Below are 14,238 nucleotides of genomic sequence, written 5' to 3'. Positions count from 1 at the left end.
ATTGCCATAACAACAACTCGCAAGGAATTCGCCATGTCCATCCGCCACGCTCTGCTCAACAAAACGCTGGTCAACAAAGCCCAGTCCAACAAAACGCTGCTCAACAAAGCCCAGTCCAACAAAGCGCTGCTCAACAAAGCCCAGCACACGAACGTCCTGCTCAAGACGGTCTCCACCCTGGGGCTGATGTTGACCTTCGCGACCACCGCCCACGCCGAGATCACCGCGCGCATGGGCACCAGCCTGCCGGAGGCGCATCCCCAGACACTGGGCGCCAAGAAGTTTGCGGAGCTCGTCGAGGAGAAGTCGGATGGCGAGATCACCATCACGGTGTTCTCCAACGGCATTCTGGGCAATGACGTCAACATGACCTCGATGCTGCAGTCCAACACCCTGGACTTCACCGCGCCCTCCACCGCCACGCTGAGCAGCCTCAACCCTGACTTCAACATCGTCAGCCTGCCCTTCCAGTTCGATGACAGTGAACACGCCGATGCGGTGCTGGATGGCGAGGCCGGCCGTGGCCTGCTCGCAAGCCTCGATGACAAGAAGCTGGTGGCACTCGAGTACTGGGAGAACGGCTTCCGTCACATGACCAACAGCCGCCGTCCCATCGAGACGCTCGAGGACATCGAGGGCCTCAAGATTCGCACCATGCAGAACGCCCTCTACATCGACCTCTTCAACGGACTGAATGCCAACGCTGTGCCCATGTCGGTCAATGAACTGTTCACCGCCATGGAAACCCGCACGGTGGATGGTCAGGAAAACCCTTACACCGTGATCGACGCCAAGCGCTTCTTCGAAGTCCAGAAATACCTCTCGCGCACCGCGCATGCCTATGACGCCCAGGTGCTGGTCGCCTCGGCAGGCTTCATGCAGTCACTCGATGACGCCCAACGCCAGCTGGTCCGCGAGGCCGCTCGTGAAGCCACGCTGTATCAGCGTGCGCAGAGCCGCGCCATGAACGAGGAACTGCTGAGCGAGCTGCAGGACAAGATGACCGTCAACGTGGTGGCGGACAGTGAACGTCAGCGCATGCGTGAGGCACTGGCACCGGTGATCCAGCAGCACACCCAGGCACTGGACCCGGCGGTGGTGACGCAATTCCAGGCAGCGCTGGCCGACGCCCGTTAGTCAACATAACCAGTCCCGGCAACCAGTCTGAGCAACCCGTTCCGGTGACCAGTCTCAGAAAACGACCCGCGGCAGTGCTGCCACGACTCGCCACAGCGTCGCACTGTCGCGCCGTCATCGAGATGCTTCCTTCGGGGATAACACCATGAACAAACTGACCCAAGAGATGCCGTTATCCATGTCGATCAAACCGCCCATCGCGCCATCCGCCGAGTCACGGGGAAGCCACGCCACCTCGCTGGCGTCAGCGGCGCCTACCCGCACTGCCACCGGCATCACGACGATCTTCAAGGGACTGGAGAAGGCCCTCACCCTGCTGATGGTGCTGGCACTGGTGGCGATGATCGCGCTGGTCTTCGTCAATGTCGTGCTGCGCTACGGCTTCAACAGCGGCATCTCGATCAGTGTCGAGCTGTCCCGCTTCCTGTTCGTGTGGGTCACCTTCATGGGCGCGGTCACGGCGCTGATCCGTCAGGAGCACCTGAGCGTCAACACCTTCGCCGACAAGCTGCCGGCGGCATGTCGCAGGGTGCTGGATCGCGTCGTCACCCTGGTGATGCTCGGCTGCTGCCTGATGCTGCTCAAGGGCAGCTTCGACCAGACGGTGCTCAACTGGCGCAATCTCTCTCCCATCAGCGGCACTCCCGTCGGCGTCTTCTACCTCGCCGGCCTGATGGCAGGCGTGTTGATGTCGCTGATCCTGCTGTGGCGACTGCTGACGCCCCTTGCCCTGCATGGCATCACGCCACCGAATGCCGCCAGCCCCTCATCTGATCAGCAAGGAGACACGCCATGACCATCGGGCTCTTCCTCGGCTCCCTGCTGGCCGCCATCGGCCTGAGCCTCCCCATCGCCTTTGCGCTGCTGGTCAGTGCCATCGTGCTGATGCTGCACCTGGATCTGTTCAACTCGCAGATCCTGGCCCAGAACCTCGTCAACGGCGCCGACAGCTACACCCTGCTGGCCATTCCCTTCTTCCTGACCGCCGGGGAAGTGATGTCGCGTGGCGGGCTCTCCCAGCGCATCGTCACGCTGGCGATGTCGCTGGTGGGTCACCGCAAGGGCGGACTGGGTTTCGTGGCCATCTTCGCCGCCATCGTCATGGCCAGTCTGTCCGGCTCCGCGGTCGCGGATACCGCTGCGCTTGCCAGCATGCTGCTGCCGATGATGCGCAAGGCGGGCTATCCGCTGGGCCGCTCCTCCGGCCTGATGGCCGCCGGCGGGATCATCGCGCCGATCATCCCGCCCTCGATTCCGCTGATCATCATCGGGGTCGCCGGTGGCATCTCGATCGGCAAGCTGTTCCTCGCCGGGATCGTGCCGGGGCTGATCATGGGCGTGACCCTGGTGGTGATGTGGCTGTTCATGACCCGCAAGGAAGATCTGGTCGTCACCAAGAAGGCCAGCGGACGTGAGCGCCTCAAGGCACTCAAGGACAGCTTCTGGGCCATCATGCTGCCGGTCATCATCATCGGCGGCATCAAGAGCGGCATCTTCACCCCGACCGAAGCCGGCGTGGTCGCCGCGGTCTACGCCATCTTCGTCGCCACCGTGGTCTACCGCGAACTGGACTTGAGCCAGCTCTACGCCGTCCTCGCCCAGGCCGCGCGCAGCACCGCCATCGTGATGTTCCTGGTGGCCGCCGCGATGGTCGCCTCCTGGCTGATCAGCATCGCCCAGCTGCCGCTGATGGTCGCCGGTCTGCTGCAGCCGCTGGCCGATGATCCGCGCATCCTGATGCTCGCCATCATGGGCATCGTGCTGGTGGTCGGCATGGTGATGGACCTGACGCCGACCATTCTGGTGCTCACGCCGATCCTGATGCCCATCGTCAAGCTGGCCGGTATCGATCCCGTCTACTTCGGGATCATGTTCGTCCTCAACTGCGCCATCGGCCTGATCACCCCGCCGGTCGGCAACGTGCTCAACGTGATCACCAGCGTCGGCAACCTCAAGTTCGAGAAGGCGGTCAGTGGCGTCGCGCCCTTCGCCCTCGCCTATGTGGTGATCCTGCTGCTGTTCGTGGCCTTCCCGCAGATCATCACCGTTCCCCTGTACTGGATGACCGACTGACCCGCAGTTCTGCAGGCCGCCAGCGCCACTCACGACAACCGAGCCATTCACGACAACAACGACAAGAGAGCCTTTCCATGACGCCCATGCTCAAGACCTCCCTCGCCAGCCTGCTTCTCCTTGCGCCAATGAGCGCCGCGCATGCAGCCACCGTGCTCAAGATGGCCCACGCGGCCCCGACCACCGATACCCAGCAACAGGCGGCCGAGCGCTTCGCCGAGCTGGTCAAGGAAGGCACGGATGGCGAGATCACCGTCAACATCTTCGGCAACGGCGTGCTCGGCGGTGACCAGCAGATGATCGCCGGCGTACGCAGCGGCACCATCGATATCGAGCTGTCCGGCAACCCCAACTTCGCGGGCCTGCAGCCGGCGCTGGGCGCCTTCGATCTGCCCTACATCTTCCCGGACCGCAAGACGGCCTATCAGGTGCTGGACGGCAAGGTCGGCGACGATGCCCTGGCACTGCTCAAGCAGGACAACCTCAAGGGCCTGGCCTTCTGGGAGGTCGGCTTCCGCGCGATGACCAACTCCAAGCACCCGATCAAGACACCCGCGGATGTCGATGGCCTGGTGATGCGCACCAACTCCAACAAGTCACTGATCGAGGCCTTCTCCCTGCTCGGCGCGAACCCGGTGCCGATGCCGCTGGGTGAGCTCTACACCGCGATGGAGACGGGCACGGTCGATGCGCAGGACCACCCGATCAGCATCGTCTGGTCGGCAGGCTTCTACGAAGTGCAGGACTACCTGTCGCTGACCAATCAGGCCTATACCTCGCTGTTGATGGTGATGAACGACGACACCTTCGAGAGCCTGTCACCGGAGTATCAGCAGGTGCTGGTGAGCGCAGCACGTGAGGCCGGTGATTATCAGCGCGAACTGAACGCGAAGAACGAGCAGAAGATTCTCACTGAACTGGCCGCCAAGGGCATGAAGATCGAGACCGAGGTCGATACCGCCGCCTTCCAGAAAGTCGTGCTGCCCACCTGGGACAGCTATATCGCCGCCAATGGCCGTGACTGGATCGATGCCATCCAGGGCGCCAGTCAGGCCAGTGCCGATGTCGCGACCGACGCCCAGCCGCAAGGCACGCAGAAGACCACGGCCGCCGTGACTCAGTAACGCACAAGCGCTTTTTCGTTTTCCCTATCTGTCACTCCAGCGAGGGCACAGGCCCTTGATAACCAGAGCCTGATATCCAGGCCCTGACAAACAGGCCCTCGCTGATTGGAGAAATGTCATGTCCCGAGATGTTCTGCTGCTCAACCAGAAATGTGCCCACACCCTGAGCCTGTTTGATGCCACCAGTGGTGAAGAACTCAACCACCTGCGCCTTCCGGACTACCCGCACGAGTTCGTGGTCGATTCCAGCGGTCGCTACGCCTTCGTGGGCCACTACGGCATCCTCGGCGCCGACTGCATCGGCGATCAGGGCGGCTGCTCGGTGTTCGTGGTCGATCTCGAGACCTTCACGCTGGTCAACACGCTCAGCACCTGGCCGTATTACCGCATTCACGGCCTGGGCATCGATGATCAGGATCGTCTGTATGCGATGAGCGAGGGCCACAACACCCTCTTGCTGTTCAACACGCCCCTGACCCAGTCCACGCCAGACCTGGCCGTGTCCTCCGGTGGCTACAAGACCCACCTGTTCGCACTCACCAAGGCAGGCGACTGGGCCTACGGCATCAACCTGCTCAGCAACACCATCACCAAGTTCAAGCCACACGATGCCACCTTCGCGCCCATCGCGATGATTCCGGGCCGCAAGCCGGAGGGCAACAGCCTGTCCGCCGATGGCCGCACCCTGTTCATCAGCAATCGCGATGATGACAGCATCGTGGCGGTGGATACCGAATCGATGACCGTGCGCGCCTCGGCGACCACCGGACGTGACCCCAATCGCATCTACCGTGACCCCAGAGGCCGCCTGATCACCACCAATTACGGCGAGAGCTCGCTATCGCTGTTCGATGAAACGCTGGCACCGCTGGGCACCATCCAGCTTGAGGCGATTCCCATCGCGATGAGCTTCCATCCGGATGGCGAGCAGGCCTTCGTCTCGCTCAAGGGGGATCGCATCGCGGTGCTGGATCTGGAGAGCGGCCAGGTACGCCGAAGCTTCGCGACGCGCGCCGAACCGGACGTGTCTTGCTTGCTGGTGCGTGACCACTGAGTCAGTGGGCACTTGATACTTCTTGCCAGGACACGAGCCAGTCATGACGGATACCCCAATACAGCGCGAACCTTCACAAAGCCAGCCGCTGATCGATGCGCACCACCATCTCTGGGCGCTGGATGGCCAGGTGGCGTATCCCTGGCTGGAAGACTCGCCGGTGGAGAACTTCTTTCTCGGCGACTATGCCGCGATTCGCCAGCCCTTTCAGGTCGCGGATCTCAAGCGCTTGATCCCCGCGGGCTATCGCCTGATAGGCAGCGTGCACTGCGAAGCCGAAGCGTCACGCCCACAGGCTGAGAAAGAGACGCGATGGATTACCGAGCAAGCAGCCATTCATGGCCTGCCGAGTGCGCATGTCGGCTGGGCGGCCTTCGGCACTGAGGCGTGCGCCGCACAGCTGGACGCGCAATGTGACTCAGCGCTGTTTCGTGGCGTGCGTGCCAAGCCGGTCACCGCCGCCACACCTCAGACCCGCCAGTCGGTAACGGGAGCCAGCGGCAGTCTGCAGGACCCACGCTGGTGCGAGGGACTGGCGCTGCTCAAAGCGCGTGACCTGAGCTGGGACCTGCGCGTGCCCGCCTGGCATCTCGAAGAGGCGGCCACGACGCTTCAGGACTACCCCGGCTTGCGCGTCATTCTCAATCACAGCGGCCTGCCGTGGGATCGCACGCCGGAAGGCCTCGCCCAGTGGCGCGCAGGCATGCGGGCGCTTTCTGAGAACCCGAATGTCGCCGTCAAGCTCTCGGAACTGGGCACGCCCTGGCATGCCTGGGATACCAGCGCCAATCACGAGCTGCTCTGCGAGGTACTGGACGTCTTCGGCCCCCGTCGCTGCCTGTTCGCCAGCAACTTCCCGGTCTCCGGCCTCAAGGTCAGCTATGGCGACTGGCTATCACTGGTGACCGGTGCCATCGCGCAGACGGCGTCTCACGATCAACGCCAGATCGCGTTCGACCAGGTTCTGCACGACAACGCCATTCACTGGTATCGGCTGCCGATTGCCGCTATCACCCACGATGCCAGACCCACCCAACATGCCAGACAGGAGGCACCATGACACTCAACGGCCATCAGCTCATCGGACAGCGCAGCTTCGCCGCCAAGGGCGAGGCGATCCACGCCATCAATCCGGCCACCGGAGAGCGCCTGGCACCCGGCTACCCGGGGGCCAATGCAGGGGATGTGGAAGACGCCTGCCGACTGGCCGGCCAGGCCTTTGATGCCTATCGCGCCACGACGCCGGAAGAAAGAGCCATCTTCCTCGAGACCATCGCCGAGGAGATCGAGGCACTCGGCGAGACCCTGACCCAGCGCGGAATGCAGGAAACCGGCCTGCCTGAGGCACGCCTTAACGGTGAACGCGGTCGCACCTGTGGCCAGCTCAAGCTGTTCGCCAGGGTGCTGCGTCGCGGTGAGTGGCAGGATGTGCGCGTCGATCCTGCACTGCCGGAGCGCACTCCCCTGCCGCGGGCAGACCTGCGCCAGCGTCAGATCCCGCTTGGCCCGGTCGCCGTCTTCGGTGCCAGCAACTTCCCGCTGGCCTTCTCGGTGGCCGGCGGCGATACCGCCTCCGCACTCGCCGCAGGCTGTCCGGTCGTGGTCAAGGGACACTCGGCCCACCCGGGCACCTCGGAACTGGTCGGTCAGGCCGTCGCTCGCGCCGCCAGGCGTTGTCAGATGCCAGAAGGCGTCTTCTCGTTGCTGTTCGGACCCGGCAATGAGGTCGGTCAGGCACTGGTCAAGCATCCCGAGATCCAGGCGGTCGGCTTTACCGGCTCGCGCAGTGGGGGCACCGCCCTGCTGACGCTCGCCCAATCGCGTCCGCAGCCGATTCCAGTCTACGCCGAGATGAGCAGCATCAATCCGGTCATCCTGATGCCAGCGGCCCTGGAAGCCCGCGCCGAATTGCTGGGTGAGGCCTTCGTCGGCTCGCTCAACATGGGCGCCGGGCAGTTCTGCACCAACCCGGGCCTGGTGCTGGCAGTGAAAGGCGCAGCGCTGGAACGCTTCAAGCAGGCGGCCATCCCTGCCATTCAGGCAAGCCCGGTGCAGACCATGCTGACATCCGGCATCCACAAGGCCTATGCCCAAGGCGTCGCGAGCCTGTCCGAACAGCCAGGCATCACCTGTCTGGCCAGCGGTGAAAGCGACTCTTCCATCGCCAGCCCGTGTCAGACACAGCTGTTCAGCACCCAGGCGAGTGACTTTCTTGCCAATGAGGCCATGCAGGCGGAAGTCTTCGGCTCAAGTTCGCTGATCGTCGAATGCGAGGGTCTCGCTCAGCTCAAGCAGGTCTGCAGTGCACTCGAAGGCCAGCTGACCGCCACGCTGCATCTCGATGAGGCAGATCACACCGCGGCCTGCCACTTGCTACCAGTGCTGGAGCGTCGTGCAGGCCGCATCCTCGTCAATGGCTGGCCGACAGGGGTCGAAGTCTGTGACGCCATGGTGCACGGCGGCCCCTGGCCCGCCACCTCCGACAGCCGCACCACCTCGGTCGGCACCGCCGCCATTCACCGCTTCCTGCGCCCGGTCTGCTATCAAGACCTGCCGGATGCCCTGCTCCCGCCGGAGCTCAAGCACGATGCGCCCTCAGACATCAGCCGCTTGGTGGATGGGATGCGCCAGGTCATGCGATGAGATCAATGAAGCATAACGTCTGACGTCTGCGAGCGGCGGGAGATGATATGCCAGCCACACTTGCCGATAGCAGGGCCTACCGCATTCCCGATAGCGCGAGACAGCAGCTACCGAAATGAAGAGACACTTTCGCTCCAGAGATGTTCCAGCATGAAAAAAGCCCCACACAGAGAAAACTGTGTGGGGCTTGGATGTTCAATGCCTTACTAAAACATGAGCCCCATCAATATCACTGAGGCATGAAAGGGATATCAGGCTAATCTTCAATCTGTCTCTGCTGCTCATGACGCCAACGCCAGTAATGAGTGACCAACCCACCTACGATAATGTTATGGATATACAATCCTGTCCAGAAAGAGTCGTACGACTCAAACTGATTGATGATCATCCAGTAGACAAAGAATATCATTCCAAAGAAAGCCATATCACTTGGCATGACTCCTGCTCGCCAAGCCAACCAAGTCGCACGACCGATCCATATCATTAATGCACCTATGGCCAGCACACCCAATAGGCCATAAGCTACCCACGTCTCCATGAAGAAATTATGTAGATGACCATAATTTTCCCTCACCCAATCCGGAAATCTGGCTGTCTCACGCATCACGAGCTTTTTGCCTTCTGCTCCCCATCCCACTAGTGGGCGCTCCGCAATCCACTTGCTTGCCTCAATCCAACTATTGACCCGAAGGCCTACACTCGAATAAGAGACCTGGGAAAACTCACCTTGCAACACATGGGATATTACATCACTTTCTTTATTGACACGCTTTTCTAGTGAATCCCCCAAACCTACTCCAAACACTACCACCAATAAGGCTAATACAGCCACAAATATTGATAGGTATTTTAAGAATTGGCGGGCACCACGACGCATTACGACAAAGCCGCCCCAGACCGACAGCCCCAAACCCAGTGATACTATCGTACCAATCCAGACTGCCCGCGTTTGACCAACGACTATACCTGCCAGCGCGATAATCACTGCCATTCCCCATAAGGTAATGCGCGCTCCTTGGCGACTCCCTGGCTGGCAGATACGTTTAGAAAATGCTACCAGCCCCAATAATAAAGTACCAAAGAACATTGCGGAATGTTGCGCATTGCGTATGCCAAAATCAGCTCTCTCACCGGAAAGTCCTGTTATCCAGTTTTCATCATTCGACGGCGCCAGAAAAAAGGTTGTCAATAAAAAACCCGTCGCCGCTACTCCCCATAGGAGCAGTGTATTTCGCGTACTGCCGCGTAGCCACCAGGCGACGCTGATGAATATGAACAGCTTGGCAAGCAGTGCCAATCTTGGCGACGAGTCCATCCATTGCGGATGATGAGACAATCCTGCCCACCAGGAGATCAACTGCACCGCCACGACTGCCCCGAGCAATAGAAGCACTGGACGTCGAAATCCTTTCCCCCAGAGACAGAAGGCGATCAAGCCAGAGAAGGCCAGCAAGGTTTCTGCTGGCTTGGCAATATTGCCTGCCGGTATATTACAAAATGTATATATCATCAGGGCGGCTACGCCGATGTACCGCAACCATGTTGGACTATGCCAGCCAGCCCCTTCATCCCACTTATTTATAACCATAATACTCACTCACCATCTCCAGACAGGATGAAAAGTGAAATGTTACAACAATAAGAATTTTTTTGCTTCCCCTGCGTAACCATTCAGCGACACGATTTATGCGAAGATAAAGAGATTCAAGAGCCAGCGCTAGCATGAAGCCTTCCCCAGATACGCCAAGTAGGCTTGGCCCACAAGCACTTCAAGCCAGAGACCCAATAGGTAGGAGACCTCTGAAATCGTAATCATCTAACTTCGAGGCACGGGAGACATCACTAGATCCACCACTCGTCTGCTTCAGACACGCCAAGGCCGCCTCAAAGGGCGGCCTTGGCGTGTCTGGTGAGCAGTCTCCATCACTGCCCTACTTATCTACCTACCTCTCTACCTATCAATCAAACACTCACCCATAGAAGTGCTCGACAAGGCTCATGGGAATCGCCGGCACGTAGGTGACCAGCATCAGCACCAGGAAGAGCACGAAGATCATCGGCAGATTGACCTTGGTGGTTTCCCACATGTCCGTTCTGGCAATCGAGCAGGAGGTCGCCAGCACCGAGGCAACGGGGGGTGTCTGCTGACCGATGGCGAGGTTTAGCGTCAGAATCAGGCCGAAGTGGATCGGGTCGATCCCGATCTGCTGGATCAGCGGCATCACGATCGGCACGACCAGGATGATGGCCGCTGCACCATGCAGGAACATCCCCAGCAACAGCAGCAGGATATTGAGCAACGCCAGCACCGCCACCGGGTCCGTGGTCAGTGAGGTGATTTCCTGCGCCAGTTGCTGCGGCAGCTGCATCTCGGTCAGGAACAGCCCCAGGACGGCTGAGGTCGCGACCAGCAGCATGACGACGGACGTCTGGATCACGCCATCGATCACCGCCCGATACAGCACCTGCAAATTCAACTCGCGATAGACCAGACCCCCGATGACCAGCGCCGCCAGCACGGCGATGCCCGCCCCTTCCGTGGCGGTCACGAAGCCGCCGAAGATTCCGCCCAGGATGATAACCGGCAACGTCAGCGCCCAGAAGGCTTCCCGGAATGCCTTGCCAAGCGCCGACAGCGAGAAGGCAGCCTCACGCGGCATGTCGTACTTGCGGGCATAGTAGTAGCAGAGCACTGCCAGGCCGAATCCCCCCAACAGGCCCGGGATGATCCCCGCCACGAATAGTTTGACGATGGAGGTATCCGCGATGGCGCCATACAGGATCATCGACAGCGACGGCGGAATGATGATCGCCAATGACGCGGAGGATGAGGTGATGGCCGCCGAGAACTCTGGCGTGTACTTGCGCTTCTTCATCTCGGGAATGAGTACCGACCCCGTGGCTGCCACGTCCGCGACAGCCGAGCCGGAAATCTCGGCAAAGAACAGTGACACCCCGACATTGACCATGGCCAGGCCACCGCGCACGAACCCCACCATCGCCGTGACGAGATTGATCAGCCGCATGGAGATGCCTGACGTGTTCATCAGCGCACCGGCGAGGATGAACAGCGGAATCGCGATCAGCGGAAACTTGGTCGCGCCATTGAAGAGCGTCAGCGGCACGTTCACCAGCGCGTCCACGCCCATGAAGATCACCACACCCACGACCCCCACCGTGCCGATGGCAACCGCGATGGGCACGTTGATCAGCACCAGTGCGAACAGGGCCGCGATAATGATCAGTAGCGTCATGAACGGTGCTCCTTGAGGTCTTCCTCGGCCAGACGGATGGCTTCCGCGATCTCTTCCTCTTCGCTGTTGACGCCTTCACACATCTTGCGCCATGCGTGGGGCAGGCTCAGCAGCTCACACACGATGAAGAGTGCCGCACTGAGCGGAATCACCGACTGGGTGACATCCAGGCCGATGCTCGGCAAGGCGATCAAGGCATCCCAGGCCAGCACGTCCAGCACCTGATACCCAAACCAGCCCACCACGGCAAAGAATCCGATCACGATTAGCTCAGAGGTAATGAACAGCGTGCTGCGCAGTGCGATGGGCGCCTTGGTGATCAAGCCGGGAAAGCCCATGTGCGAACGCTTCAAGGCCGCGAGACAAGCGCCATAGAAGCTGAGCCATGCCAGATTGATCGAGGCGACCTCGTCATACCACGGCAAGGAGCCACCGAAGGTACGCAAGGCCACTGCCGCCAGCACGATCACCGTCAGCGACAACAGCAGGCCGACGGTAAATACCTCAAGGCAGCGTTCTACCACACGGTTGATTCTGTCCAGCACTGTCAAGTCAGCCTTGGCCGTCAGTCCTTCCCCACTCTCGGTGGGGAAGGTTGCCTTGGCCGCATGGGAATGCGAGCTCATGACTTACTCCTTGGCCAGTGCCATGGCCCGGTCAACCAGCGCCTGGCCGCCATCGACCTTGTCGGAGAACGCCTGATAGACCGGCGCACTTGCAGTGACGAAGGCATCCCGGTCCACCTCGTTGACGGCCATGCCACCCGCCTTGAGGCTTGCCAGCAGCTTGTCATCAAGCTCCGCACCCTTGGCGAAGGCCCAGCTCTGAGTCTCGGCGGAGACTTCGGCAATCGCTGCCTTCACGTCCTCGGGCATCTTGTGCCAGCCAGCCTGACTGCTGGTCAACCAGATGGGCGAATAGACATGATTGGAGAGTGACAGGTACTTCTGCACCTCCTGGAACTTGGCGCCATCGATGTTGGACAGCGGGTTCTCCTGACCATCGACGACCCCGGTCTGCAGCGCCACAAAGACTTCCGAGAAGGCCATCGGTGTCGGGTTGGCGCCCCAGGCGTTGAACATGCCGGTCCGCCATTCGCTCTGTGGGGTACGCAGCTTCAGCCCGTCCAGGTCTTCTGGCGCAACGATCGGATGCTCGTTGTTGGTGATCTGACGGAAGCCGTTCTCCCAGGTGGAGACCAGCTTGAGGCCCTTGGACTTGGCATCCTCGGCCAGATCCGTCATCACGATCTCGTCATCGATGCGCTTGAGGTGCTCGCGGTCCTTGACCATGAACGGCATGTCGAACAGGGCGAAGCTTGGTGACACGGACGACATCACCGAGGAAATCGCGGCCAGGTCGACCGTACCCAGGCGCAGCTTCTGGATCAGCTGGCGCTCATCCCCCAGCTGCCCACTGTGGTAGTACTCGACCTGATGCTCATCGCCGAGCTGGGCTTGCAGGCTATCGGCGAAGTACTGCGCGGTCTGGCCCTGCAGACTGTTGGGACTTCCCCCGATGGCAAACACGATCTTCTCGGCATGCGCAGTCGTGGTACCCAAGGCGGCGGCTAACAGCGTGGCGGCAAGCATGACTCGCTTCATTGTCGAATCCCTTTGATTGTTCTGATTATGGGTATGGACGTATCGCGTCTGGCATGACGCTTGAGGACGGTGAGCGTGTGCTGGCGACGGAGCTTCGAGCGCTTCACGCGCAAGAGCCGCTTCCCTCAAGTGGACTGCAAACCATACCAGATAGAGCAGAACTTAGACGCCTTCCGACTCAAGGGTCAATCCAATTGGCGCAGAAATAGACCTTTGTCTAGACAAATACGCAATATATCGCTCTACACCATAACATCTGGCCTGTTTTGCAAACCACATGACACCTGATGGCGGTGCTCCAGACGCGAAGGCCCCACCGGCATCGCCGGCAGGGCCTGGACAGATCAGGACATCAACCTCGATGTCTCTTCAGCGGGGCCATGAGCTAGCACTCACCATGGCGCAGGGGGGCTTCTTACTCACCGCCTCCCCAGGCCACGGCATCATGGGGGTGAAGGCTCTCGATATGCCGCACATGGACATGCGCCTCACCCTGTGAGACCGCCAGGCCATTGATCAAGCGGCGCGCGGCGTCCTCGACGAACATCAGATTCTGACCATTGAGTGCCGCAAACGCCTGCTCATCGGCACGTTTCACGGCCGTCTGGACAGGCGTCGCCACGGCCTGCTCGATGGCATCGATCAGCGCGATCAGTCCCAGATCCTCGGCCTCAGGCTTGAGGGTGACCCGGACAATCGCTTCACTGCGCTGGCTGTGGGGCGTGGCCAGGGTGGCATGGTGGGTGAGCCACTCGGCGACCTGCTCAGGCGTCAGCGCGGCATCATTGCGGTGAGCCTCCAGGAATGCCTGCTCGATCAGCTGACGCGACAGGGCCGCCGAGCAGGGACAGGTGGAGGAATAGCCCACCGTGACACTGGCCTGCAGCGTGAACCTGTCCTCGCGCAGACTGGCCTCCAGCGTGACGGGATACGACTTCCATCCGTAGAGTGCCGGCGTGACTAGCGCTGGACGCTTCACCAGCAGTGCGAACGCCATCTTCACGCGGGCATTGCGCGAGGTGCAGTCCTGGTGGCTTTCGACCATCGCATCGAGCACATCCCGCAGACTGCCGGGGGTCAGCGCCTTGCCCTCCGCCAGCCCATCCAGCAGACGGTAGAGGCGCGACATGTGAATGCCCTTGGTGTGCGGCATCGGCAGATCGACCTGCGCATCCACGCGGGCATGCAATTCACGGCGGTAATCGCCCTCCTCGATGAGCACGGGCAGATCGATCCCCTGCATGCCCACCCACTGAAGGGGGCTCAGGGAACGGGAGCGCTCGGTCAGGGAAACGTCGGGGAGTATTGCGGTCATTCGTCAGATATCCAGAGCGGCTCTCCTCAGCGCC

General features: G+C 60.9%; 12 protein-coding genes. 7 read left to right on the top strand and 5 right to left on the bottom strand.

The window, feature by feature from the left end; genetic code table 11:
* Positions 1 to 33: 33 nt before the first annotated feature.
* From QD228_RS08425 to QD228_RS08395, 7 genes are all read left to right on the top strand, one after another.
* Complete coding sequence (locus QD228_RS08425; protein WP_279875130.1) at positions 34 to 1,137, top strand: TRAP transporter substrate-binding protein; 1,104 nt, start codon at positions 34 to 36, stop codon at positions 1,135 to 1,137.
* 145 nt (positions 1,138 to 1,282) lie between these two features.
* Positions 1,283 to 1,933, top strand: coding sequence for a TRAP transporter small permease (locus QD228_RS08420; protein ID WP_279875129.1), 651 nt, complete (start codon positions 1,283 to 1,285; stop codon positions 1,931 to 1,933).
* Positions 1,930 to 3,210, top strand: a complete 1,281-nt coding sequence (locus tag QD228_RS08415; RefSeq protein WP_084208304.1) for a TRAP transporter large permease subunit — start codon at positions 1,930 to 1,932, stop codon at positions 3,208 to 3,210. Before QD228_RS08420 ends, QD228_RS08415 begins: the two co-directional genes overlap by 4 nt.
* 77 nt (positions 3,211 to 3,287) lie before the next feature.
* A complete protein-coding gene (locus QD228_RS08410) occupies positions 3,288 to 4,334 on the top strand; it encodes a DctP family TRAP transporter solute-binding subunit (protein ID WP_279875127.1) in 1,047 nt (348 codons plus the stop codon).
* A gap of 118 nt (positions 4,335 to 4,452) precedes the next feature.
* The gene (locus tag QD228_RS08405; RefSeq protein ID WP_279875125.1) at positions 4,453 to 5,388 is read left to right on the top strand and encodes a YncE family protein; all 936 of its coding nucleotides are present in this window, start codon (positions 4,453 to 4,455) and stop codon (positions 5,386 to 5,388) included.
* Between the two features lie 43 nt (positions 5,389 to 5,431).
* Positions 5,432 to 6,448: an amidohydrolase family protein gene (locus QD228_RS08400; RefSeq protein WP_279875123.1), complete on the top strand. Its 1,017-nt coding sequence runs from the start codon at positions 5,432 to 5,434 to the stop codon at positions 6,446 to 6,448.
* The gene (locus QD228_RS08395; RefSeq protein WP_279875121.1) at positions 6,445 to 8,031 is read left to right on the top strand and encodes an aldehyde dehydrogenase (NADP(+)); all 1,587 of its coding nucleotides are present in this window, start codon (positions 6,445 to 6,447) and stop codon (positions 8,029 to 8,031) included. The genes QD228_RS08400 and QD228_RS08395 overlap by 4 nt, the downstream gene beginning before the upstream one ends.
* Positions 8,032 to 8,287: 256 nt before the next feature.
* Here the strand turns inward: QD228_RS08395 and QD228_RS08390 are convergent, their stop codons facing one another.
* From QD228_RS08390 to folE2, 5 genes are all read right to left on the bottom strand, one after another.
* Positions 8,288 to 9,619: an O-antigen ligase family protein gene (locus QD228_RS08390; protein WP_279875426.1), complete on the bottom strand. Its 1,332-nt coding sequence runs from the start codon at positions 9,617 to 9,619 to the stop codon at positions 8,288 to 8,290.
* A 382-nt stretch (positions 9,620 to 10,001) separates the two neighbouring features.
* Complete coding sequence (locus QD228_RS08385) at positions 10,002 to 11,285, bottom strand: TRAP transporter large permease (protein WP_084208291.1); 1,284 nt, start codon at positions 11,283 to 11,285, stop codon at positions 10,002 to 10,004.
* Positions 11,282 to 11,911, bottom strand: coding sequence for a TRAP transporter small permease subunit (locus QD228_RS08380; protein WP_144727211.1), 630 nt, complete (start codon positions 11,909 to 11,911; stop codon positions 11,282 to 11,284). Before QD228_RS08380 ends, QD228_RS08385 begins: the two co-directional genes overlap by 4 nt.
* Before the next feature lie 3 nt (positions 11,912 to 11,914).
* Entirely contained in the window at positions 11,915 to 12,889 is a 975-nt protein-coding gene (locus QD228_RS08375) for a TRAP transporter substrate-binding protein (protein WP_279875119.1), read from the bottom strand.
* A 415-nt stretch (positions 12,890 to 13,304) separates the two neighbouring features.
* Positions 13,305 to 14,204 carry a GTP cyclohydrolase FolE2 gene (folE2, locus tag QD228_RS08370; RefSeq protein WP_279875117.1) on the bottom strand — a complete coding sequence of 300 codons (900 nt, stop codon included), beginning with the start codon at positions 14,202 to 14,204 and terminating at the stop codon, positions 13,305 to 13,307.
* Positions 14,205 to 14,238 lie beyond the last annotated feature (34 nt).

Source organism: Cobetia sp. 3AK (genome assembly GCF_029846335.1).
Classification (GTDB): domain Bacteria; phylum Pseudomonadota; class Gammaproteobacteria; order Pseudomonadales; family Halomonadaceae; genus Cobetia; species Cobetia marina.
Note: the sequence above shows the minus strand (reverse complement) of the source record. Positions and strands in the feature narration are given on the sequence as shown.